Source organism: Cupriavidus sp. DF5525, from assembly GCF_040149425.2.
GTDB classification, from domain to species: domain Bacteria; phylum Pseudomonadota; class Gammaproteobacteria; order Burkholderiales; family Burkholderiaceae; genus Cupriavidus; species Cupriavidus pickettii_A.
Genome location: NZ_CP168265.1, coordinates 3481469 through 3503362, shown reverse-complemented (window position 1 = coordinate 3503362; position 21894 = coordinate 3481469). Strand labels below are relative to the sequence as shown.

At 66.9% G+C, this 21894-nt stretch carries 16 protein-coding genes; 4 read left to right on the top strand and 12 right to left on the bottom strand.

The genetic code is table 11. From position 1 onward, the window contains the following. Positions 1 to 51 precede the first annotated feature (51 nt). The 3 genes from ABNX08_RS16290 to ABNX08_RS16280 form a co-directional block, all read right to left on the bottom strand. On the bottom strand, positions 52 to 912 hold the full coding sequence (locus ABNX08_RS16290; protein WP_022536133.1) for a PhzF family phenazine biosynthesis protein: 861 nt from the start codon (positions 910 to 912) through the stop codon (positions 52 to 54). Positions 913 to 1089: 177 nt separating this feature from the next. Then, entirely contained in the window at positions 1090 to 2715 is a 1626-nt protein-coding gene (ggt, locus tag ABNX08_RS16285; protein WP_022536132.1) for a gamma-glutamyltransferase, read from the bottom strand. A 78-nt stretch (positions 2716 to 2793) separates the two neighbouring features. Next, positions 2794 to 3771 carry a tripartite tricarboxylate transporter substrate binding protein gene (locus tag ABNX08_RS16280; protein WP_022536131.1) on the bottom strand — a complete coding sequence of 326 codons (978 nt, stop codon included), beginning with the start codon at positions 3769 to 3771 and terminating at the stop codon, positions 2794 to 2796. Positions 3772 to 4017: 246 nt separating this feature from the next. On the opposite strand from ABNX08_RS16280, the gene ABNX08_RS16275 reads away from it, so the two are divergent. Together ABNX08_RS16275 and katG are read left to right on the top strand one after the other, a co-directional pair. Beyond that, positions 4018 to 4902 (top strand): LysR family transcriptional regulator, encoded by an 885-nt coding sequence (locus ABNX08_RS16275; protein WP_349608772.1) that lies wholly within the window; start codon positions 4018 to 4020, stop codon positions 4900 to 4902. Between the two features lie 316 nt (positions 4903 to 5218). After that, entirely contained in the window at positions 5219 to 7483 is a 2265-nt protein-coding gene (gene katG / locus ABNX08_RS16270) for a catalase/peroxidase HPI (RefSeq protein ID WP_022536129.1), read from the top strand. 204 nt (positions 7484 to 7687) lie between these two features. Here the strand turns inward: katG and ABNX08_RS16265 are convergent, their stop codons facing one another. The 3 genes from ABNX08_RS16265 to ABNX08_RS16255 form a co-directional block, all read right to left on the bottom strand. Beyond that, positions 7688 to 8164 carry a YbaK/EbsC family protein gene (locus ABNX08_RS16265; protein ID WP_041681553.1) on the bottom strand — a complete coding sequence of 159 codons (477 nt, stop codon included), beginning with the start codon at positions 8162 to 8164 and terminating at the stop codon, positions 7688 to 7690. A gap of 231 nt (positions 8165 to 8395) precedes the next feature. After that, complete coding sequence (locus tag ABNX08_RS16260; protein WP_022536127.1) at positions 8396 to 9898, bottom strand: tripartite tricarboxylate transporter permease; 1503 nt, start codon at positions 9896 to 9898, stop codon at positions 8396 to 8398. Between the two features lie 13 nt (positions 9899 to 9911). Next, positions 9912 to 10373 (bottom strand): tripartite tricarboxylate transporter TctB family protein, encoded by a 462-nt coding sequence (locus ABNX08_RS16255; RefSeq protein ID WP_022536126.1) that lies wholly within the window; start codon positions 10371 to 10373, stop codon positions 9912 to 9914. Between the two features lie 362 nt (positions 10374 to 10735). On the opposite strand from ABNX08_RS16255, the gene ABNX08_RS16250 reads away from it, so the two are divergent. Then, positions 10736 to 12514, top strand: a complete 1779-nt coding sequence (locus ABNX08_RS16250; RefSeq protein WP_022536125.1) for a potassium/proton antiporter — start codon at positions 10736 to 10738, stop codon at positions 12512 to 12514. A gap of 84 nt (positions 12515 to 12598) precedes the next feature. Here ABNX08_RS16250 and ABNX08_RS16245 read toward each other — a convergent pair whose 3' ends face one another. The 3 genes from ABNX08_RS16245 to ABNX08_RS16235 all read right to left on the bottom strand — a co-directional run bounded on the left by ABNX08_RS16245 (position 12599) and on the right by ABNX08_RS16235 (position 15421). Next, the gene (locus ABNX08_RS16245) at positions 12599 to 13594 is read right to left on the bottom strand and encodes a tripartite tricarboxylate transporter substrate binding protein (protein ID WP_022536124.1); all 996 of its coding nucleotides are present in this window, start codon (positions 13592 to 13594) and stop codon (positions 12599 to 12601) included. Between the two features lie 27 nt (positions 13595 to 13621). Then, on the bottom strand, positions 13622 to 14077 hold the full coding sequence (locus ABNX08_RS16240) for a DUF2214 family protein (RefSeq protein WP_022536123.1): 456 nt from the start codon (positions 14075 to 14077) through the stop codon (positions 13622 to 13624). Positions 14078 to 14200: 123 nt separating this feature from the next. Then, positions 14201 to 15421, bottom strand: coding sequence for a CaiB/BaiF CoA-transferase family protein (locus ABNX08_RS16235; protein WP_041681118.1), 1221 nt, complete (start codon positions 15419 to 15421; stop codon positions 14201 to 14203). A gap of 296 nt (positions 15422 to 15717) precedes the next feature. Between ABNX08_RS16235 and alaS the strand changes: the two genes are divergently transcribed. Continuing rightward, a complete protein-coding gene (gene alaS, locus ABNX08_RS16230) occupies positions 15718 to 18342 on the top strand; it encodes an alanine--tRNA ligase (protein WP_349608776.1) in 2625 nt (874 codons plus the stop codon). 244 nt (positions 18343 to 18586) lie between these two features. Here the strand turns inward: alaS and ABNX08_RS16225 are convergent, their stop codons facing one another. From ABNX08_RS16225 to ABNX08_RS16215, 3 genes are all read right to left on the bottom strand, one after another. Next, positions 18587 to 19345, bottom strand: a complete 759-nt coding sequence (locus ABNX08_RS16225) for a slipin family protein (protein ID WP_022536120.1) — start codon at positions 19343 to 19345, stop codon at positions 18587 to 18589. A 2-nt stretch (positions 19346 to 19347) separates the two neighbouring features. Continuing rightward, positions 19348 to 20847 (bottom strand): nodulation protein NfeD, encoded by a 1500-nt coding sequence (locus tag ABNX08_RS16220; protein WP_051369789.1) that lies wholly within the window; start codon positions 20845 to 20847, stop codon positions 19348 to 19350. A 102-nt stretch (positions 20848 to 20949) separates the two neighbouring features. After that, the gene (locus ABNX08_RS16215) at positions 20950 to 21843 is read right to left on the bottom strand and encodes a LysR family transcriptional regulator (RefSeq protein ID WP_022536118.1); all 894 of its coding nucleotides are present in this window, start codon (positions 21841 to 21843) and stop codon (positions 20950 to 20952) included. Between the last annotated feature and the right edge of the window lie 51 nt (positions 21844 to 21894).

Below are 21894 nucleotides of genomic sequence, written 5' to 3'. Positions count from 1 at the left end.
GGTTCGGGCGTTGGACATTGGGCGCAAGCCGTCAATGTAGCGCAGGTGCGCTTACAGGGTGACGGTACCGCGGCCGATCTCGATCACGCGGCCGCCGACGCGGATCGCGCCGTCCGCATTGACCGCCAGCCGCAGCCGGCAGGGGCGGTCCACGGCCTCGCCCTGGTCGATCGCGTAATCCGCCGGCAGTGCGTGGCCGGTGGCCAGCAGCCAGCCGCCGAGGTTGGCGCAGGCCGAGCCGGTGCCCGGATCCTCGGCCACGCCGCCGCCTTGCTTGGTGAAGAAGTAGCGCGACAGCACCCGGCCCGGTTGCTCCGGATCGAAGGCAAAGACATAGGCGGTCTTGCGGCCCAGGCTGCTCTGCGGCCAGATCTCCAGGCGCGAACTGTCCGGCCTGGCACGGCGCACGGCCTCGGTGCTGCGCACGGCGACCAGCAACTGGTCGGCGCCGGTGTCGACCCACATCGGCGACACCAGCAGGTCGCGTTCTTCCAGGCCGAGCAGGCTTGCCATTTCGGCGTCGGGCAGGCCGGCCGGTGCGGTCCTGGGCTGGCCGCTGTGCGGGGCGGTGAAGGTCCAGACATCCCCCTGCGCGGTGACCGGCACGACGCCTGCGAGGAATTCCAGCGTCAGTGCGTCGCCGGTGCCGGCCAGTTCGCGTACCACGTGCGCGGTGCCCAGCGTGGGATGGCCGGCGAAGCGCATCTCGTAGCCGGGGGTGAAGATGCGCACATGGGCGCTGGCGTTGTCGGACGGCAGGATGAAGGTGGTCTCCGACAGGTTGAACTGCAGCGCAAGCGCCTGCATGGTGGCATCGTCCAGGCCGCGCGCGTCCTCGAACACGCACAGGGGATTGCCGCCGAAGGTGGATTCGGCAAAGACGTTGAGCAGGCGGAAGGCGTAGGTGGTCATGGCGCAGAGGCTCCGGAGGCTTGTTGATCACAAGTGTACGGAGCCGGGGCGCCCACGCCATGCACAGTTGGTGCAATCGCGGGCGGGCCAGTTGTATCGGTCGACCGACGGGACAAAAACAAACGCCCGGGGTGTCCCGGGCGTCCTCGGTACTGCAGGCGCTTCAGTCAGGCTGGATCAGAATCCCACCGCCTGCCCATCACGCCGGCTGTCGCTGGCGGCGACGTAACCATGCTCGGCATCCTCCGACAGGCGCCAGATGAACTGCCCCGAGCCAAAATCCATATACGGATCATCCACCGACTTGAGCTGGTGCCCGCGCGCCTTCAGCCCCTCGACCGTCGCCGCGTCCATCGTGCTCTCCACGTCCAGCGTGAAGTCGCGGTTGACCTTCCAGCGCGGCGCGCAGCACGCGGCCTGCGGTTGCTGGTTGTAATCCAGCATGCGCACCACGGTCTGCAGGTGGCCCTGCGGCTGCATGTCGCCGCCCATCACGCCGAAGCTCATCACCGGCTGGCCGCCCTTGGTCAGGAAGGCCGGGATGATGGTGTGGAACGGGCGCTTGCCGCCGGCCACCACGTTGGCCGACTTGGGGTCCATCGAGAAGCCCACGCCGCGGTTCTGCAGGCTGATGCCGGTGCCCGGCACCACCACGCCCGAACCGAAGCCCATGTAGTTCGACTGGATGAACGAGATCATCATGCCATTCTCGTCGGCGGCGGTCAGGTAGATGGTGCCGCCCACCTTGGGCATGCCGAAGTTGAAATGCGTGGCGCGCTGCATGTCGATCAGCTTCGCGCGCGACTTCAGGTACGCGTCATCGAGCATTGCCTCCGGCGTGACCTCCATGCTGCGCGGATCGGCCACGTAGCGGTAGAGGTCGGCAAAGGCCAGCTTCATCGCCTCGATCTGCAGGTGCTGCGAATCGACCGAATCCACCGGGATTGACGCCATGTCGAACTGGTCGAGGATGCCCAGCGCGATCAGCGCGGCAATGCCCTGGCCGTTGGGCGGGATCTCGTGCAGTTCGTAGCCGCGGTAGGACTTGCTGATCGGCTTGACCCAGTCCGGGCGGTAGTTGCGCAGGTCGTCCAGCGTCATGGCGCCGCCGCATTGCTTGCTGAACGCCGCGATCTTCTCGGCGATCTCGCCTTCGTAGTAGGCTCGGCCGCGTGTTTCGCCGACCTTGCGCAGCGTCTCGGCGGCAGCCTTCATGGTGAACTTTTCGCCGACCAGTGGCGCGCGGCCGCTGGGCATGAAGGTCTCGGCATAGCCCGGCTGGTCCTTCAGCTCAGGCACCGCGGCAGCCCACTTGTGCGCCACCACCGGCGGCACGGCATAGCCGCGCTCGGCGATCTCGATCGCCGGCTCCATCAGGTCGGCGAACGGCAGCTTGCCAAAGCGCTCGTGCAGCGCGGCCCAGCCGGCGATCACGCCGGGCACGGTCACCGAATCCCAGCCGCGGATCGGGCGGTTGGCGAGGCCGTTGGCGTCGGTGCCGTACTTGTTCTTGAAATACTCCGGGTTCCACGCGGCCGGCGCCACGCCGGACGAGTTCAGGCCGTGCAGTTCCTTGCCGTCCCACAGGATGGCGAAGGCGTCGCTGCCCAGGCCGCAAGACACCGGCTCGACGATGGTGATCGCGGCCGCCGCGGCGATGGCGGCATCGACGGCATTGCCGCCCTTGAGCAGCATGCGCAGGCCGGCCTGCGCGGCCAGCGGGTGCGAGGTGGACACCACGTTGCGCGCAAACAGCGGGATGCGCACGGAGGGGTAGGGGTTGGTCCAGTTGAAGTTCTGCATGGCGTTGTCTGTCGTCTGAGGGGGCGGCCGGGTCGCTGCCGGACCCGGTGCGGTGGCAGCAGGAGTGGCCTCGGTGCCTTATTCTGCCGTGATCTTGCGATCCTTGATCAGCTTGCCCCAGCGGGCGCTGTCCTTCTTCACCATGGCGGCGAACTGCGCCGGCGTGCCGCCGACCGGTTCGGCGCCCAGCTTGCCCAGGCGTTCCTTCACCTCGGGCGACTGGATCGCCTTGTTGAACTCGGCGTTCAGGCGGATGACGATATCGGGCGGCAGGCCCTTGGGGCCATAGATGCCGAACCAGGTATCGGATTCGAAGCCGGGCAGGCCCGATTCGCTGGCGGTGGGAATCTCCGGCGCCAGCGGCGAGCGCTTGGCGCTGGTCACCGCCAGCGCCTTGAGCTTGCCGTCCTTCACATGCGGCAGGCCCGACACGATGCTGTCGAACAGCACCTGCACCTTGCCCGAGATCAGGTCGGGCACGGCCAGCGCGGTGCCGCGGTAGGGGATGTGGGTGATGAACACGCCGGCCTGCGCCTTGAACGCTTCGGCGGTCAGGTGCACCACGGTGCCGTTGCCACTGGAGGCGTAGTTCAGTTCGCCGGGATGCTTCTTGGCGTAGTCGACCAGCTCGCGCACGTTCTTCACCGGCAGGCTGTTCGGCACCACCAGTACGTTGGTGGCGATCGCCACCTGACCGACCGGCGTGAAATCAGTCTCGGTGTTGTAGGGCAGGCGGGTATTGATATACGGGCCGATCGAATGCGTGCTGGTGGTGGCGATCAGCAGCGTATAGCCGTCGGGCGCGGCCTTGGCGGCCATGTCGGAGCCGATCGCGCCGCCCGCCCCGGGCCGGTTGTCGACCACGATTTGCTGGCCCATGTTGGCGCCGACCTTCTGCGCGATCGCGCGCGCCAGCAAGTCGGTGGCACCGCTGGCCGGGAAGGGCACGATCAGGCGGATGGGCTTGCTGGGATAGTTGTCGGCCAGTGCGGGCGTGGCGGCCAGGCACAGGCCGGAGGCGAGGCCGATGCCGAGAAGGCGCAGCCAGGATTTCATTCTCATCTCCGGTGTCAGGCGAAAGGAAAAGCAGGAAGACCGTTGCGGGGCAGGCGGCTGTATTGCCATGGGCCGCCGCTTGTGGCGGCCGGCCCCGCTCGCCCGGGCCCAGATTCATGAGCCGGCCTTCATTATTCCGCGCCGCCGGTCACAAAGAAAGCTAATATTCCTTTCCGATGTCACAAGGAAAACTTAAGTGTCACACCCTTGTCGGCATCGTCATTCCTACCCTCCACGGGTGCGCTGATGAGCACTATCCGCTTCCTCCGAACCCTTGTCGCCGTGGCCGAGCACGGCTCCTTCGCTGCCGCCGCCGGCCAGGTGGCGCTGACCCAGGCCGCCGTCAGCCTGCAGATGCGTGCGCTCGAGAACGAGCTGCGCCGCGAACTGTTCGATCGCAACGGTCGCGTCGCGGTGCTGAATGCCGACGGCCGCGCGCTGCTGCCGCAGGCGCGCAAGCTGCTGGCGCTGTATGAAGAGATGCGCCTGCCACTGGCCTCGGCCGAGGCCATGGCCGGCGCCGTCGCGGTAGGCGCGGTGGTGTCGGTGATGGGCGGGCTGTCGCATGCGGTGGCACATATGAAGCGCACCTATCCGGCGCTGGACGTGCGCCTGGTCGGCGCCAAGTCGATCGAGCTGGCCGCGCAGGTAGAGGCGGGCGAGCTAGACGCCGCGATCCTGGTCGAGGGCACCGCGCGCGTGCCGGGCTCGCTGCGCTGGACGCCGCTGTACCAGGAGCCGCTGGTCGCCATCGCCGCGCGCGGCAGCCCCGGCCGAGATGCGCTAGAGGCACTCGCCGGCAATCCCTACCTGCGCTTTGACCGGACCCAACGCACCGGCGTGCTGATCGAGCGCGCATTGCGGCGCGCGCACCTGAAAGTCAATGAATTCCTGGAACTGAACGCGATCGAGGCGCTGGTCGAACTGGTGCGGCAGGAGGTGGGGGTGACCGTGGTGCCGCTGCTGCGCCGCGCCCGCTGGCGCGACGACGAGGCGCTGCGCGTGCTGCCGCTGCTGGTCAACGGCGAGCCGGTGATGCGTCACATCGGCATGCTGGAGCGGCGCGACCACGGGCGCGGGCAGGTGACCGCGGCGGTGCGGGCAGCTTGCAGCGAGCTGTTCGGCGCCTAGTACGCGTTGCGTCCACGCCATAACCAGGGTCTATCGGGAGGATAGTCAGAAACGCATTCTCCTGGCGTCCACCTGTGCATATATTTGGGTTGCGGACAGCCGCTGACGCGGCCGCATTGCCATGGGCGCCCGACCTGCCGCGTCGGGGCGTGCCCACGCGCGTCCGCGCACCGGCAGTAATAAGCCGGCATGCTTTTGAAGGAGATTCCCGGCGCTGATCCGCAAGATCCGCCGGAGCGGGGATCGCCGAAACACCAGCGAACCCCCGCGCCATCGCTGCAGGCGTGTTCAGTACGTCCCCACAAGGAGAGAACGCATGTCTAACGAAGCAAAGTGCCCCTTCACTCATACCGCCGGCGGCGGTACCACGAATCGCGACTGGTGGCCAAAGCAACTGCGCCTGGACCTGCTCAGCCAGCATTCCAGCAAGTCCAACCCGCTGGGCGCGGACTTCAACTATGCGGAAGCCTTCAAGAGCCTCGACCTGGCGGCGGTGAAGAAGGACTTGGCGGCGCTGATGACTGAATCGCAGGACTGGTGGCCGGCGGACTTCGGCCACTACGGTCCGCTGCTCATCCGCATGGCCTGGCACAGTGCCGGCACGTACCGCATCGGCGATGGCCGCGGCGGCGGCGGGCGCGGCCAGCAGCGTTTCGCGCCGATCAACAGTTGGCCGGACAACGCCAGCCTGGACAAGGCTCGCCGCCTGCTATGGCCGATCAAGCAAAAGTACGGTCAGAAGATCTCCTGGGCCGACCTGATGATCCTGAGCGGCAACGTCGCGCTCGAGACCATGGGCTTCAAGACCTTCGGCTTCGGCGGTGGCCGCGAAGACACCTGGGAGCCGGACCTGGATGTGTACTGGGGCAATGAAAAGACCTGGCTGGGCGGTGACTTTCGCTACGGCAAGGGTGCCGCCGGCAAGTACGACGATGAGGGCGTGATTGTCGCCGACGAGGAATTGCATGGCGCCGAGGCCAGCCGCACCGACCCCGGCCGCAACCTGGAGAGCCCGCTGGCCGCCGTGCAGATGGGCCTGATCTATGTGAACCCGGAAGGCCCGGAAGGCAACCCGGACCCGCTCGCCGCGGCGCACGACATCCGCGAAACCTTCGCGCGCATGGCCATGGACGACGAGGAGACCGTCGCGCTGATTGCCGGTGGGCATGCCTTCGGCAAGACGCATGGTGCCGGTCCCGCGGACAACATCGGGGCCGAGCCCGAGGGCGCCGACCTTGAACTCCAGGGCTTGGGATGGTCAAGCACCTATGGCTCCGGCAAGGGCGCCGACGCCATTACCAGCGGCCTGGAGGTGACCTGGAGCAATACGCCGACGAAGTGGGGCAATAGCTACTTCGAGAACCTGTTCGGCCACGAATGGGAGCTGACCAAGAGTCCCGCCGGTGCCAACCAGTGGGTGGCCAAGGATGGCGGCGAAACCATCCCGCACGCTTACGATCCGTCGAAGAAGCTGCGGCCAACGATGCTGACCACGGATCTGTCGCTGCGTTTCGACCCGGCTTACGAGAAGATCTCCCGGCGCTTCCTGGCGCATCCTGACCAGCTCGCCGATGCCTTCGCCCGCGCCTGGTTCAAGCTGACCCACCGCGACATGGGCCCGCGTGCCCGTTACCTCGGCCCGGAAGTCCCGCAAGAAGAACTGATCTGGCAGGATCCCATCCCGGCGGTCGACCATCCGCTGGTCAACGAGCAGGACGTCGCCGCGCTCAAGCAGAAGATCCTGGCGTCGGGGCTGCCGGTCTCGCAACTGGTGCAGACTGCCTGGGCCTCGGCATCCACCTTCCGCGGTTCGGACAAGCGTGGTGGTGCCAATGGCGCGCGCATCCGCCTGGCGCCGCAGAAGGACTGGGCCGCCAACGAACCCGAGCAGTTGGCCAAGGTGCTGAAGGTGCTCGAAGGGATCCAGGCTGAGTTCAACGGCGCGCAGTCCGGCGGCAAGAAGATTTCGCTGGCGGACCTGATCGTGCTGGCCGGTGGAGCCGGGATCGAGCAGGCGGCGCAGAAGGCCGGCAATCGCGTGACCGTGCCATTCACGCCGGGCCGCATGGATGCCTCGCAGGAACAGACCGACGTGCAGTCGGTCGGCGCGCTCGAGCCGAAGGCGGACGGCTTCCGCAACTTCCTCAAGCAGGAGTACGGTATCCCTGCGGAGGCGCTGCTGATCGACAAGGCGCAATTGCTGACCCTGACCGCGCCCGAGATGACGGTGCTGATCGGCGGGCTGCGCGTGCTGAACGTCCATACCGGGCAAGATGCGCATGGCGTCTTCACCGACCGGCCGGAAACGCTGACCAACGACTTCTTCCGCAACCTGCTCGACATGAGCACCGAATGGAAGCCGGTGTCCCCGGAAGCCCGGGACGTGTTCGAAGGGCGTGACCGCAAGACCGGTGCGAAGAAGTGGACCGGCACCCGCGTCGACCTGGTGTTCGGCTCGCATGCCCAGTTGCGGGCGCTTTGCGAGGTCTACGCAAGCGAGGACGCGCAGGAGAAACTCGTCCGGGACTTCGTCGCGGCCTGGGTCAAGGTGATGAACCTCGACCGGTTCGACGTCGCTTAAGCGGTCGCCTGGTCCCGTCAGGGCTGTTATTCCCCTGACGGGGCCTGGTCCGCGAGGGGAAAGAAGATTTTTCGCCGGTCAGCGTGACCGGTGGCGGCAGCTTTTTGCCATCCGCGCGTGAGTGCCTGGTGAAGCGATCGCCCACGCAAAAGACAAGCGGCCGGCAAGCGCCGGCCGCGTGGCCTGTCAGGGCATGAACTTGTCCTACATCATCCGGTGCGCGAAATGCCCGCGCCGCGCGTCGGCCATCAGTTCGAGGAACTGATCGGTGCTCATGTGCACCAGTTCCTGGTGGTCGCCCGCTTCAAAGTAGACGTCGGGATGCGTCAGCAGGCTGTCGTCGAGCCAGGTCTGCGTGCCGTACGCCATGCCGACCGGCGGGATCGCGCCGTGGTCGCAATCGCTGAACACTTCGCGCACGCCATCCTCGTGCGCCAGCGACAGCTTTCGGCCCGTCTGCTCGCAGATCTCCGACAGTTTCAGGTGGTGGGTGGAAGGAATTACGGCTGCGACGTAGCCGCTGCCGTCTTCCAGCAGGACCGTCTTGGCCATTCTGTCTCCGGGAATGTTCGCAGCCTGCGCAGTGGCCATGCTGCTGCTGGGGCTGTAGGGGTGGCGAACGGTGTCGAACTGGGTCTGCTTGTTGCTCAGGCATCTCGCCAGCGTGGTAGCCATGGTCATGATCTCAACCTCCGACGCGCTCATCGCGACAGTTGTCCACGTGTCAGTAATATAGGTCGTCGCGGACCGGGCGGCGGTCGCGCAGGGCCAACCTCAACCTAGCGGATTCTTGTTGTGTCGCAACGCCAGGACAACAGCAGTGTGCGGTTGGCGCTTTTTGTTCCTGAACGGTCACGTAAAAAAAGGGCACCTCGCGGTGCCCTTAGTCTTGCGTTCGGCGTATTTCCCTGCTTACTCTTCCTGGAACGCTTCTTCGCGCTTGGCCTTGATCGCCGGCATCGCCACGATCAGCACCAGCACCGCGGCGGCGATCAGCAGACCCAGCGACAGCGGACGGGTCACGAACACGCTGAAGTCACCACGCGACAGCAGCAGCGAGCGGCGGAAGTTCTCTTCCATCATCGGCCCCAGCACGAAGCCAAGCAGCAGCGGAGCGGGTTCGCACTTGAGCTTGATGAACAGGTAGCCCACCACGCCGAAGGCAGCGGTCTGGAACACGTCGAAGGTGGTGTTCTGGACCGAGTACACGCCGATGCAGCAGAACGTCAGGATGGCCGGGTACAGGTAGCGGTAGGGCACCTTCAGCAGTTTCACCCAGATGCCGATCAGCGGCAGGTTCAGGATGATCAGCATCAGGTTGCCGATCCACATCGAGGCGATCAGGCCCCAGAACAGCGCCGGGTTGCTGGTCATCACCTGCGGGCCGGGCTGGATGTTGTGGATGGTCATGGCACCCACCATCAGCGCCATCACCGCGTTGGGCGGAATGCCCAGCGTCAGCAGCGGGATGAACGACGTTTGCGAGGCAGCGTTGTTGGCCGATTCCGGACCCGCCACGCCTTCGATCGCGCCCTTGCCGAATTCCTGCGGGTACTTGGAGGTCTTCTTCTCCAGCGAGTACGCCGCGAACGAGGCCAGCGATGCGCCGCCGCCAGGCAGGATGCCCAGTGCGGAGCCCAGCAAGGTGCCGCGCAGCACCGCGGGGATCATGCGCTTGAAGTCTTCCTTGGTCGGGAACAGGTTGGTGATGTGGTCAGTGAAGGTCTCGCGGTGCTCCTTCTGCTCCAGGTTGGCGATGATTTCAGCAAAGCCGAAGATACCCATTGCCACCGAGACGAAGTTCAGGCCGTCAGTCAGTTCCGGCACGTCGAACGAGAAGCGCGCGGCGCCCGAGTTCACGTCGGTACCGACCAGGCCCAGCAGCAGGCCCAGCACGATCATGGCGATGGCCTTGACCAGCGAACCCGAAGCCAGCACCACGGCGCCGATCAGGCCCAGCACCATCAGCGAGAAGTATTCGGCGGGGCCGAACTTGAACGCCAGTTCGGACAGCGGCGCGGCAAAGGCGGCCAGGATCATGGTGGCGACGCAGCCGGCGAAGAACGAGCCCAGGCCCGCTGTCGCCAGCGCCACCCCCGCTCGCCCTCGTCTTGCCATCTGGTAGCCGTCGATGGTTGTCACCACCGAGGACGATTCACCGGGCAGGTTCACCAGGATGGCGGTGGTCGAGCCGCCGTACTGGGCGCCGTAGTAGATACCGGCCAGCATGATCAGCGCGGCCACCGGCGGCAGCGTGTAGGTCACCGGCAGCAGCATGGCGATGGTGGCCAGCGGCCCCAGGCCCGGCAGCACGCCGATCAGGGTACCCAGCACGCAGCCCAGGAAGGCGTACGCGAGGTTCTGGAAGGTCAGGGCGGTGGAAAAGCCCAGACCCAGGTTGGTTAGAAGTTCCATGTTGGCGGGCTCCTTAGCTTGCCAGGAAAGCCGGCCACACCGGCATCTGCAGGTTGATGCCGTACACGAACGCGCCCAGGCTGATCAGCACCAGGATGATCGCGTTGAGGATGGCGCCCTTCCAGCTGAACTCGTGGCTGGCCATCGACGACACCAGCACCAGCACCAGCACCGACAGCACCATGCCCAGCGGCTTCAGCAGCAGGCCGAACAGCACCACCGAACCGAGAATCCACAGCAGCGTCTTGATGTCCCAGCGGGCCAGGCTGTCTTGTTCCATCTTGGACGACAGCGAACCAGCCAGCACCAGCACGCCCAGCAGGGCAAGCACGATGCCGAGCCAGAACGGGAAGTATCCAGGTCCCATTTTTGCGGCAGTTCCCATGGAATAGCCGCGTGCGACCCAGGAAAAGCCGAATCCGACCAGGATGAACATCAGGCCGGAGGCGAAGTCCTTTTGGCTACGTATGCGCAAAGTGAATCTCCTCGAAAAGACGCTTGAAATCTGTGGCGGGCCCCTTGCTGCACTGCGTCAATGCGCGATGAAGAAGGGGGCCCTCCTGCGGGCAGGGTGGAAGTTAAGGGGGCGACCTTTCAGCTACCTTTCAGATGTCTGCAAACAGGGTCATGCTGAGGGTATCCCCTAGTGAATCAGCGCTTAAAAGCGCCGCCGGGCCAGACTGGAGGCCGCTTCGCGGGCGGGCGGGCGGGGCTGCGTGGGGGCTGCTGCGCTATCATCCGGGGCACCCTGCGCGGACCTGCCGCGCGGCGCAAGGGTGGCATGCTGTCAGGTTTGAAAGGTTCCGCAAGGCACCTCAATGCAACGAAAGGAGCGGTTTGGAGAGCATCGACCACGTCATCCTGATCGGCGCCGTCGTGATGTCCCTGGGCATCGTGCTGGGCGCCTTCTCGGCACGCCTGGGCGTGCCGTTCCTGCTGGTCTTCCTGGCCGTGGGCATGCTGGCGGGCGTGGACGGGCCGGGTGGCATCCGCTTTTCCGACACCTGGCTGAGCTTCCTGGTGGGCAACCTGGCGCTGGCGATCATCCTGCTCGACGGCGGGCTGCGCACGCGCTTTGCCACTTTCCGGGTGGCGCTCAGGCCATCGCTGTCGCTGGCGACCGTGGGCGTGCTGGTGACGGCGGCGCTGGTGGGGGTGTTTGCCGCGTGGCTGCTGGGCATCGACTGGCGGCTCGGGCTGCTGCTCGGCGCGATTGTCGGGTCGACTGACGCCGCGGCGGTGTTCTCGATGCTCCACAGCAGCGGCATCCGCCTGAAGGACCGGGTGGCGAGCGTGCTCGAGATCGAGTCGGGCATCAACGACCCGATGGCGATCTTCCTGACCCTGACGCTGATCGAATGGCTGACCGCGCCCGATGGCCTGACGCCGCTGGGCCTGGTCACGCGGCTGCTGGTGCAGTTCGGCGTGGGCGGCGTGCTTGGCCTGGCGCTGGGCTATTGCCTGGCGCGCGTGCTGGAGCGCATCCAGGTCGCCGAGGGCCTGCAGGCGATCATGCTGTGCTCGGGCGGCGCGATGGTATTCGCGCTGGTGCAGACCGCCGGCGGCAGCGGCTTCCTGGCGGTGTACCTGACCGGCATGCTGGTCGGCAACCGCGAACGCGCCGTCACGCCCGACACCATGCGCGCGATGGACGGCATGGCCTGGCTGGCGCAATCGGCGATGTTCCTGCTGCTCGGCCTGCTGGTGTCGCCGCACCGGATCTGGGAAGTGGCCGGACCGGCCGCGGCGGTAGCCGCCTTCCTGATGCTGGTGGCGCGCCCGGTGGCGGTGTGGCTGGCGCTGCTGCCGTTCCGCTTCAATGCGCGCGAGACCGGATTTATCGCCTGGATGGGACTGCGTGGCGCGGTGCCGATCGTGCTGGCGCTATTCCCACTGCTGCGCGAGGTGCCGCAATCCGGGCTGCTATTCCGCATTGCCTTTGCCGTGGTGCTGGCCAGCCTGCTGTTCCAGGGCACCACGGTGTCGGTGGCGGCGCGGCTGGCGCGCGTGCGCCGGCCGGGCTACCCGGAGCCGGTCGCGCGCTCGCGCCTGCGCGGCACACGCGCGCCGATCCTGGAAGTGATGCAGTTCTGCGTGGGCCCGAACGCACCGGTGGAGAACGTGCGTGCCGACCAGCTCGAACTGCCGCCACGCTGCAGCCTGATGACGGTGGCGCGCGACGACGCGCTGGTGGCGCCTGACCAGACCATGCTGCGCGCCGGCGACAGCGTCTGCGTACTGGCGCCGACCACGACGCTGCCGATGCTGTCGGCGATGTTCCAGGCGCCGGGGCGCGCGCCGACCTGGGAAGAGGTCTCGCACGATTTCCTGCTGTCGGGGGATGCGCCGCTGCGGGACGTGGCGGCGATGTATGGCACGCGTGCACTGACGCCAGAAGAAGAACCGCTTACGCTGGAAGCGGCGATGCAGCGGGTGTTCACCTCGCCGCCGGTGGAGGGCGACAGTGTCGAGATTGCGGGGTTGCCGTTGACGGTGATGCGGATGGAAGGGCCGCAGATCCTGCAGGTCGGATTGCTGTTGCCGCGGCTGGAGGGGGATTCCGGCGGGCGGATATGGAAGCGGCGCAAGGCTGCGCAGGCGCGGGGGGCGGAGTAGGGCGCCCCAGATGCAAACACGCCGGCGCAAGGAAAAAGGCGGCCGCGGCCGCCTTTTTCCTTGCAAATGAAAGACTCTCTGGCCTCAGTCCACCTTCGCCCCCGACACCTTCACGATCTGCGCATACTTCTTCAGTTCCCGCTGGATCAACGCCGAAAACTGCTCCGGCGTGGTCGGCGCCGGCTGCGCCCCGATGCGCGCCAGCCGTGCCTTCATATCATCGGTCTTCAGGATCGCCACGATCTCTTGGTTAAGCCGCTCGACGATCTCCCGCGGCGTGTTGGCCGGCGCGAACACACCGAACCAGGTCGAGATATCGAAGCCCTCCAGCCCCAGGCCCTTGCCCGCCTCGGCAATGGTCGGCAGCTCCGGGAACGCCGCTGCACGGCCCGCGGTGGTCACGGCAAAGGCCTTGAGCTTGCCTGCCTTGATATTCGCCGACGCCGAAGCCAGGTTGTCGAAGATCAGGTCGGTCTGGCCCGACAGCACTGACAGCTGCGCCGGTGCGGCGCCGTTGTAGGGGATATGGACCATGCTGACCTTGGCCATGCTCTTGAACAGCTCGCCCGACAGGTGGCCGGCGCTGCCGTTGCCACCGGAGGCGTAGTCCAGCTTGCCCGGGTTCTTGCGCGCGTACGCGACCAGGTCGCGCACATTGTTGATATGCAGTTCGGCCGCCTTGCCGGGGTGCATCACCAGCACATTGGGCACGTCCGCCACCAGCGTGATCGGCGCGAAGTCTTTCACGGGGTCGTACGGCATCTTGCTGAACAGCGTCGGGTTGATGGCATGCGTGGCCACCGCGCCCATCACGATGGTGTAGCCATCGGCCGGCTGCTTGGCGACGTAGTCCGCGCCCAGGTTGCCGCCGGCGCCCGGTTTGTTCTCCACCACTACCGGCTGGCCCAGGCTGTCGCGCAGCTTCTCGCCGATGGCGCGCGCGACGGTGTCGAGCGGGCCGCCGGCCGGGTAGGGCACCACGAAGCGGACCGGCTTGGTCGGATACGAGGCAGCCGCCATGGCGGCCGTGGCGGGGACCATCGCCGCCATCATGGCGGCGGCAAGCAGTTTCTTCAGCATGTCGGGACTACAGCAGGATTGGAATTGTTATCGGGCACCGATGCCGCGCGCCATCATCACGGCGCACAACGGCAGCAGGATCAGCAGGTGGGCCTCGATCATGACCCAGCGGCGCGCCGCCTTCAGCTCGGACGGCGGCGGCACGTAATCCGGCAGCCTGCGCGCCTGCTTGCGCCAGCGCGCAATGGCAAAGGTCGGCGGCAGCGAGCACAGCGCGATCAGCACGAACACGCCCACCTTGGCGTGGAACCACGGATTGTGCAGGTAGAAGTCGAGGCCCTTGGCGCCGTAGAACAGGCGCAGCAGGCCGGTGCCCAGCACCACCATCGCGGACAGGAAGTAGAACAGGTCGTACAGCGACAGGCGCCGCACCGCGGCCGGCGTGATTTCCGGGCGCAGCACCACCGCCTCGGCGGCCATCAGGGTGATCAGGACGAAGATGGCAAGGAAATGCAGGAAGGCCAGGATGGCATCGGTCAGCATGGTTTCTCCTTGGCTTTGCGCGAGCCGGCAGGGCGCCAGCCCGGGGAAGGGACTTCAGTCGGGGACAGAACGGCTTCCGGAAAGCGCCGACGGCAAGACCTCGCCGCCGGCAGGAGGAGAATCTTACAGCACACCCTTTGCACGTAGTGCTTCGATCTGCTCAGCACTGTAGCCCAGCGTCTCGGCCAGCACCGTGTCGGTGTGCTCGCCCAGCAGCGGCGGATGGCGCAGCGCCTCGGGCGGCGTGGCGCTCATCTTGATCGGGCTCCCGACCAGCTTGACCTCGCCGGCGCTCGGGTGGGGCAGGTCCACGCGCAGGCCGCGCGCCTTGACCTGGTCGTCCTGGAACACGTCGTCGAGCGTGTTGATCGGGCCGCACGGCACGCCGGCCGCCTCCAGGTCGCGGATCCACTGCGCGCGGGTGCGCGGGCGCACCATCTCGGCCAGGATCGGCACCAGCACGTCGCGGTTGGCCACGCGCTGCGGGTTGGTGGCAAAGCGCGGGTCGTCGGCCAGCTCGGGCTTGCCGCCGTCCGTGACGAACTTGCGGAACTGCCCGTCGTTGCCCACCGCCACGATCAGCCAGCCGTCGGCGGCTTGAAAGGTCTGGTAGGGGACGATGTTGGGGTGCGCGTTGCCCCAGCGGCGCGGCGCCTCGCCGCTGGCCAGGTAGTTGGTGTTCATGTTGGCCAGCATCGCCACCTGCACGTCCAGCAGCGCCATGTCGATGTACTGGCCCTCGCCGGTGCGGTCGCGGTGCGCCAGCGCCGCCAGCACGGCGATGGTGGCGTACTGGCCGGTCATCAGGTCGGAGATGGCCACGCCGGCCTTCTGCGGGCCGCCGCCCGGCAGGTCGTCGCGCTCGCCGGTCAGGCTCATGAAGCCGCCCATGCCCTGGATGATGAAGTCGTAGCCGGGGCGCGCGGCGTATGGGCCGGTCTGGCCGAAGCCGGTGACCGAGCAGTAGATCAGGTCGGGCTTGACCTGCCTGAGCGATTCATAGTCCAGGCCGTACTTCTTCAGCTGGCCGACCTTGTAGTTCTCCAGCACCACATCGCTTTGCGCGGCCAGTTCGCGCACGATCTGCTGGCCTTCCGGCGTGCTGATGTCACAGGTGACCGAGCGCTTGTTGCGGTTGGCGGCCAGGTAGTAGGCGGCCTCGGCGGTGTCGCGGCCGTCCGCGTCCTTGAGCCAGGGCGGGCCCCAGGTGCGGGTGTCGTCGCCCGCGCCGGGACGCTCGACCTTGATCACATCGGCGCCGAAGTCGGCTAGGTTCTGGGCGCACCAGGGCCCGGCAAGGACGCGGGTCAGGTCGAGGACGCGGAGATGGCTTAAGGCTCCCATGGCGGTAGGCGAATGCTGAGGTAGGGCGGGGGAAGAATCGGAAAACCGGCTGCCGGCGCTGCGACGCTGAAGGGGGCGGCGCGGGTTGCCTGCACTGTACCACCGGGCTTAAGCGAGGCGGGGTGACGGGTGGCGCATCGGGCTCTTTATGGCGTGGGATTTGGGCGATAGCCGGCCGGGCCCGAGGCGCCGGCCCCGGTGTGCCTTGCGGGCTGGCTTGCCCGTATAATCAACGGTTTGCAAATCCAATACTGACTCGTCGCGCCTTGTTAAGTGCGGCAAGCGTCCGCCATCCCATGAAAGTCTCAGACATTCGCAGCAAGTTCCTGCAGTTCTTCGAATCGAAGGGCCATACCGTGGTCCGCTCGTCCAGCCTGGTGCCGGCGAACGACCCGACGCTGCTGTTCACCAATTCCGGCATGGTGCAGTTCAAGGACGTGTTCCTGGGCACCGACAAGCGCTCGTACACCCGCGCGACCTCGTCGCAGCGCTCGGTGCGCGCCGGCGGCAAGCACAACGACCTGGAGAACGTGGGCTACACCGCCCGCCACCATACGTTCTTCGAGATGCTGGGCAACTTCTCGTTTGGCGACTACTTCAAGCGCGATGCCATCCTGTACGCGTGGGAACTGCTGACCAAGACCTACCAGCTGCCGGCCGAGAAGCTGTGGGTGACGGTCTACGCCGAAGACGACGAGGCCTACGACATCTGGGCCAAGGAAGTGGGCGTGCCGGCCGAGCGCATCGTGCGCATCGGTGACAACAAGGGCGCGCGCTACGCCTCGGACAACTTCTGGCAGATGGCCGACACCGGCCCCTGCGGCCCGTGCTCGGAAATCTTCTACGACCACGGCCCGGAAGTGTGGGGCGGCCCCCCGGGATCGCCCGAGGAAGACGGCGACCGCTACATCGAGGTCTGGAACCTGGTGTTCATGCAGTTCAACCGCGACGAGCAGGGCAACATGACGCCGCTGCCCAAGCCGTGCGTGGACACCGGCATGGGCCTGGAGCGCATCGCCGCGGTGCTGCAGCACGTGCACAGCAACTATGAGATCGACCTGTTCCAGGCACTGATCAAGGCTGCCGCGCGCGAGACCCATATCGACAACCTGAACCAGAACTCGCTGAAGGTCATTGCCGACCATATCCGCGCGTGCTCGTTCCTGATCGTCGACGGCGTGATCCCCGGCAACGAAGGCCGCGGCTACGTGCTGCGCCGGATCATCCGCCGCGCCATCCGCCATGGCTACAAGCTGGGCCAGAAGACCCCGTTCTTCCACAAGATGGTGGCCGATCTGGTCGAGCAGATGGGCCAGGCCTATCCCGAACTGGCTGAAGCCCAGTCGCGCGTGACCGAAGTGCTGAAGGCCGAGGAAGAGCGCTTCTTCGAGACCATCGAGAACGGCATGTCGATCCTGGACGCCGCGCTGGCTGACCTGAAGCTCAAGGGTGGCAAGACGCTGGACGGCGAGCTGGCGTTCAAGCTGCACGACACCTTCGGCTTCCCGCTCGACCTGACGCAGGACGTTTGCCGCGAGCAGGAAATCGGCGTGGATGAAGCGGCGTTCGACGCCGCGATGAGCCGCCAGCGCGAGCAGGCGCGTGCTGCCGGCAAGTTCAAGATGGCTGCGGGGCTGGAGTACACCGGTGACAAGACGGTGTTCCATGGCTACGAGAAGCTGGAGCTGCCGCAGGCCAAGGTCACCGCGCTGTACGTGGACGGTGCCGCGGTCGACGCCATGCAGCCGGGCCAGACTGGCGTGGTGGTGCTCGACAACACCCCGTTCTACGCCGAATCCGGCGGCCAGGCTGGTGACCAGGGCGTGCTGAAGGCAGGCAATGCTGTCTTTGCCGTGGCTGACACGACCAAGATCCAGGCCGATGTGTTCGGCCACCAGGGCACGCTGGAAGGCGGCGCGCTGAAGGTGGGCGACGCCGTGACGGCACAGGTCGACGCGCTGCGCCGTGCGCGCACTGTGCGCAACCATTCGGCCACCCACCTGATGCACAAGGCACTGCGCGAAGTGCTGGGCAGCCACGTGCAGCAGAAGGGCTCGCTGGTGGATGCAGACAAGACCCGCTTCGACTTCTCGCACAATGCGTCGCTGACCGACGAACAGATCCGCCGCGTGGAAGAGATCGTCAACGCCGAGATCCTGCGCAACGAAGACACGCACGCCGAGATCATGCCGTTTGATGACGCGGTCAAGAGCGGTGCGATGGCACTGTTCGGCGAGAAGTACGCCGATGATGTGCGCGTGCTGTCGATCGGCACCTCGAAGGAACTGTGCGGCGGCACCCACGTGCACCGCACCGGCGACATCGGCCTGTTCAAGATCGTGATGGAAGGTGGCGTGGCCGCCGGCATCCGTCGAGTGGAAGCCATCACCGGTGATAATGCGCTGCATTACCTGCAGAAACTGGATGCGAAGCTGAACGAAGCCGCGGCGGCGCTGAAGGCCCAGCCTTCAGAGCTGGTGCCGCGTATCGGCCAGGTGCAGGACCAGGTGCGGGCGCTGGAGAAGGAGCTGGAGCGCCTGAAGAGCAAGCTGGCGGCGTCGCAGGGCGATGAGCTGGCGGCGCAGGCGGTCGACATCAAGGGGCTGAAGGTGCTGGCTGCCCAACTGGATGGCGCTGACGTCAAGACGCTGCGTGAGACCATGGACAAGCTGAAGGACAAGCTGCAGAGTGCGGCCATCGTGCTGGGTGCTGTGTCGGATGGCAAGGTCAGTCTGATTGCTGGTGTGACTGCCGATGCGACGGGCAAGGTGAAGGCTGGCGAACTGGTCAACTTTGTGGCGCAGCAGGTGGGTGGCAAGGGTGGTGGCCGGCCGGATATGGCGCAGGCTGGTGGTACCGAGCCGGCCAAGTTGCCGCAGGCGCTGGCTGGGGTTAGTGAGTGGGTGGCTTCAAAGGTTTGATTGTCGAATGAATGAGGGGCGCTTCGGCGCCTCTTTTTTTCGGATATGCATTTAGGTGATGATCGACGGCCCGGCCCGGCCCGGCCCGGCCCGTCGCGGCTGGTGACATGTTGCAGCTGGGCGGAACCAAGCGGTTCAACAACGACAACATGTCACCAAGCGCGAAAGCCGTTGAGCCACAGGCGCGCGAGCGGTCGAGCAACGACAAGACGTAACTTGCAGCGCAGGCCTCCCCCATCCCCCTTCACCCCCGTTCCCCCTTGCTCCCTAACACCGTCAACAACTCCATCGGCAACGGAAACACGATCGTCGAACTCTTATCCCCCGCAATCTGCGTCAACGTCTGCATATAGCGCAGTTGCATCGCCTGCGGCTGCCGCGCCAGCATCTGCGCGGCCTCGAGCAGCTTCACGGAAGCCTGCAATTCGCCCTCGGCATGGATCACCTTGGCGCGCCGCTCGCGTTCCGCTTCGGCCTGCCGCGCAATCGCGCGGATCATGGTTTCGTTCAGGTCGACATGCTTGATCTCGACGTTCGATACCTTGATGCCCCAGCCGTCTGTCTGCGCGTCCAGCGCCTGCTGGATGTCGAGATTGAGCTTCTCCCGCTCGGCCAGCATTTCATCCAGTTCGTGCTTGCCCAGGACCGAGCGCAGCGTGGTCTGCGCCAGCTGGCTGGTGGCTTCGAGGAAGTTGGCGACCTGGATGATGGCGCGCTCCGGGTCCACCACGCGGAAGTACACGACCGCGTTCACCTTCACCGAGACGTTGTCGCGAGAAATGACGTCTTGTGGCGGCACGTCCATCACCACCGTGCGCAGGTCCACCCGCACCATCTGCTGCACGGCCGGGATGATCAGCACCAGTCCCGGCCCCTTGACCTTCCAGAAGCGTCCGAGCATGAACACCACGCCGCGTTCGTATTCGCGCAGCACGCGGAATGCCGTGATGACGAGCAGTGCCAGCAGGAAGATCAAACCGCCGAAGCTAAATCCGAAGGCCATGGTCAGGCTCCCTTGTCTGGAGTCGGTTGGGGTGGAGTTTGATAAAGCGGGGCGTTGCCGGCGGCGACCACGTCGAGCACCAGGCCGTGCCGGGCGGTGACCAGCACCGGTGTGCCGCGCGCCAGCGGGGTGGCGCTGCGCACGCGCCAGTTCTCGCCGCGCACCGAGGCCCAGCCTTCATCGCGTAGGTCGTCGAGCAGTTCGCCGTGGCTGCCGACCAGCGTATCGGCGCCGCTGACCACCGGCCGCTTGCGCGAGCGCACCAGCACCGCCGACATGCCGAACACGAAGATCGCCGACATCGCCGACAGCGCCGCCACCATCGGCAGCGGTACGCCGAAGCCGGGCACGTCGGTGTCGATCAGCATTACCGCGCCGAAGGCAAAGGCAATGATGCCGCCCACCCCCAGCGCGCCGAAGGTCGGCAGGAACAGCTCCGCCACCATGCAGCCGATGCCCAGCGCCACCAGCGCCAGTCCGGCGTAGTTCACGGGCAGCATATGCAGCGCGAACAGCGCCACCAGCAGGCAGATCGCGCCGGCGATGCCGGGCACCACCATGCCGGGCGTGGAGAACTCGAAGATCAGCCCGTAGATGCCGATCATCAGCAGCATCAGCGCCACGCTGGGTTCGGTGATCACGGCCAGGAAGCGGCTGCGCCAGTCGGGTTCCAGTTCGACCACGGGCGCATTGGCGGTGTGCAGCACGCTGTCCTTGCCGCCGGCCGCGGTGAGCTTGCGGCCCTCGACCTGGCGCAGCAGGGAGGGCAGGTCGGGGGCGACGATGTCGATCACGCGCTGGGCCAGTGCCTCGTTGGCGGACAGGCTGACCGATTCGCGTACCGCGCGCTCGGCCCACTCGGCATTGCGCCCGCGCAGTTGCGCCAAGCCGCGGATATAGGCCGAGGCGTCGTGCATCTGCTTGCGCGCCATGGTGTCGGTGCTGGCCGGTTCGCTGGCCGGGGCGGAAGCGGGGCTGGCGCCGGGCAGGGCGTCGGGCCGCTGCGGTCCGCCGATGCCGACTTGCACGGGGGTCGCGGCCCCCAGGTTGGTGCCGGGCGCCATCGCCGCGATGTGGCTGGCGTAGAGGATGTAGGTGCCGGCGCTGGCGGCGCGCGCGCCGCCCGGGTAGACGTAGCTGGCGACCGGCACCGGCGAGGCCAGGATCGCCTGGATGACCTCGCGCATCGACGCATCCAGCCCGCCGGGGGTGTCCATTTCCAGCACCACCAACTGGGCGCCGGCCTCGCGGGCGCGCGTCATGCCGCGCAGGACAAAGCTGGCGCTGGCCGGGCCGACCGCGCCCTTTAGCGGGATCACGTAGACCGGCGCCGTGGCCGTGGCGGCTGGTGCCGAAGCGGGGCCGGCCGGCGGTGCGGCGCGGGCATGGAAACTGGCGAGTGTGCTGGCGAGCGCGGCGGCGCAGCACGCCAGTGCCAGGCCGACCAGCAGGCGGCCGTGCAGCAGCCGAAGGGCCCGCGCGAGCGCGGTGGCAGGTTTCATCAGGAGGGGCGGGGCACGCAGGGTGCCGTGGTGGCGCCACTTCCAGTGTAGGCCACCGGGCACATCTTGCACGGAGACGTGCCGCTGTCCCGCTTGTGGCGCTCAGGCTGCCGCCAGTTCAGGCTTGTCGGCCGGGCCCGGCGCTTGCGCCGTGAGCGCGTCGACGAGCGCATGCAGCGCCGCGCTGGCCATGGCCGGGTGCCACGCCAGCATGGTGCGCACGCGCCCCGCCGCGCCCAGGCTGTGCTGGCTGATGGCCGGCAGGTCGCGGTACAGGCCCAGCACCGAGCGCGGCACGATCGCCGCGCCGATGCCGGCCGCCACGCAGGCGACGATGGCGTGATACGAGCCCAGTTCCAGCACGCGCGGCGGCGGCGCATCGCCGGTGGCGTACCAGGCCTCGACCCGGGCGCGGTAGTTGCAGCCCGGCTCGAACGCCAGCAGCGTCGGCACTTCCAGGTCGGCGGCGGTGCGGATCGGACGATGGCGCTCGCGCGCGATCACCACCAGTTCTTCCTCGAAGGCCGGGATGGTGGACAGCGCCGGGTCCGGGACCGGCTCGGCGACAAAGGCGCAGTCGACCTCGAAGCGCGCCAGCGCATCCAGCGCCTGGCGCGTGGCCAGCGTCACCAGTTCCAGCTGCACCTCCGGCCAGGCCTGGTGGTACGCGGCGAGCACATTGGGGAGGCGGCTGGCCGCGGTGCTTTCCATCGAGGCGATGCGCAGCCGTCCATGCGGGCGTGCCGGCAGCACCGCCTGGCGGGCCTCGTCGGTCAGCTTCAGGATGCGGCAGGCGTAGTCGAACAGGGTCTGGCCGGCGGGCGTCAGCACCATGCGCCGGCCGTCGCGTACGAACAGCTCGACGCCGAGCGACTGCTCAAGCTGGCGGATGCGGGTGGTGACATTGGACTGCACCCTGTGCAGTCGCTCGGCCGCGCGGGTAATGCCACCGGCTTCGACCACGGTGCGGAAGATTTCGAGGGCAGCGAGATCCATGGGCAGTGGCTCCGGAACAATACATCTCGTATCAGGATGCTTGGCATCTTG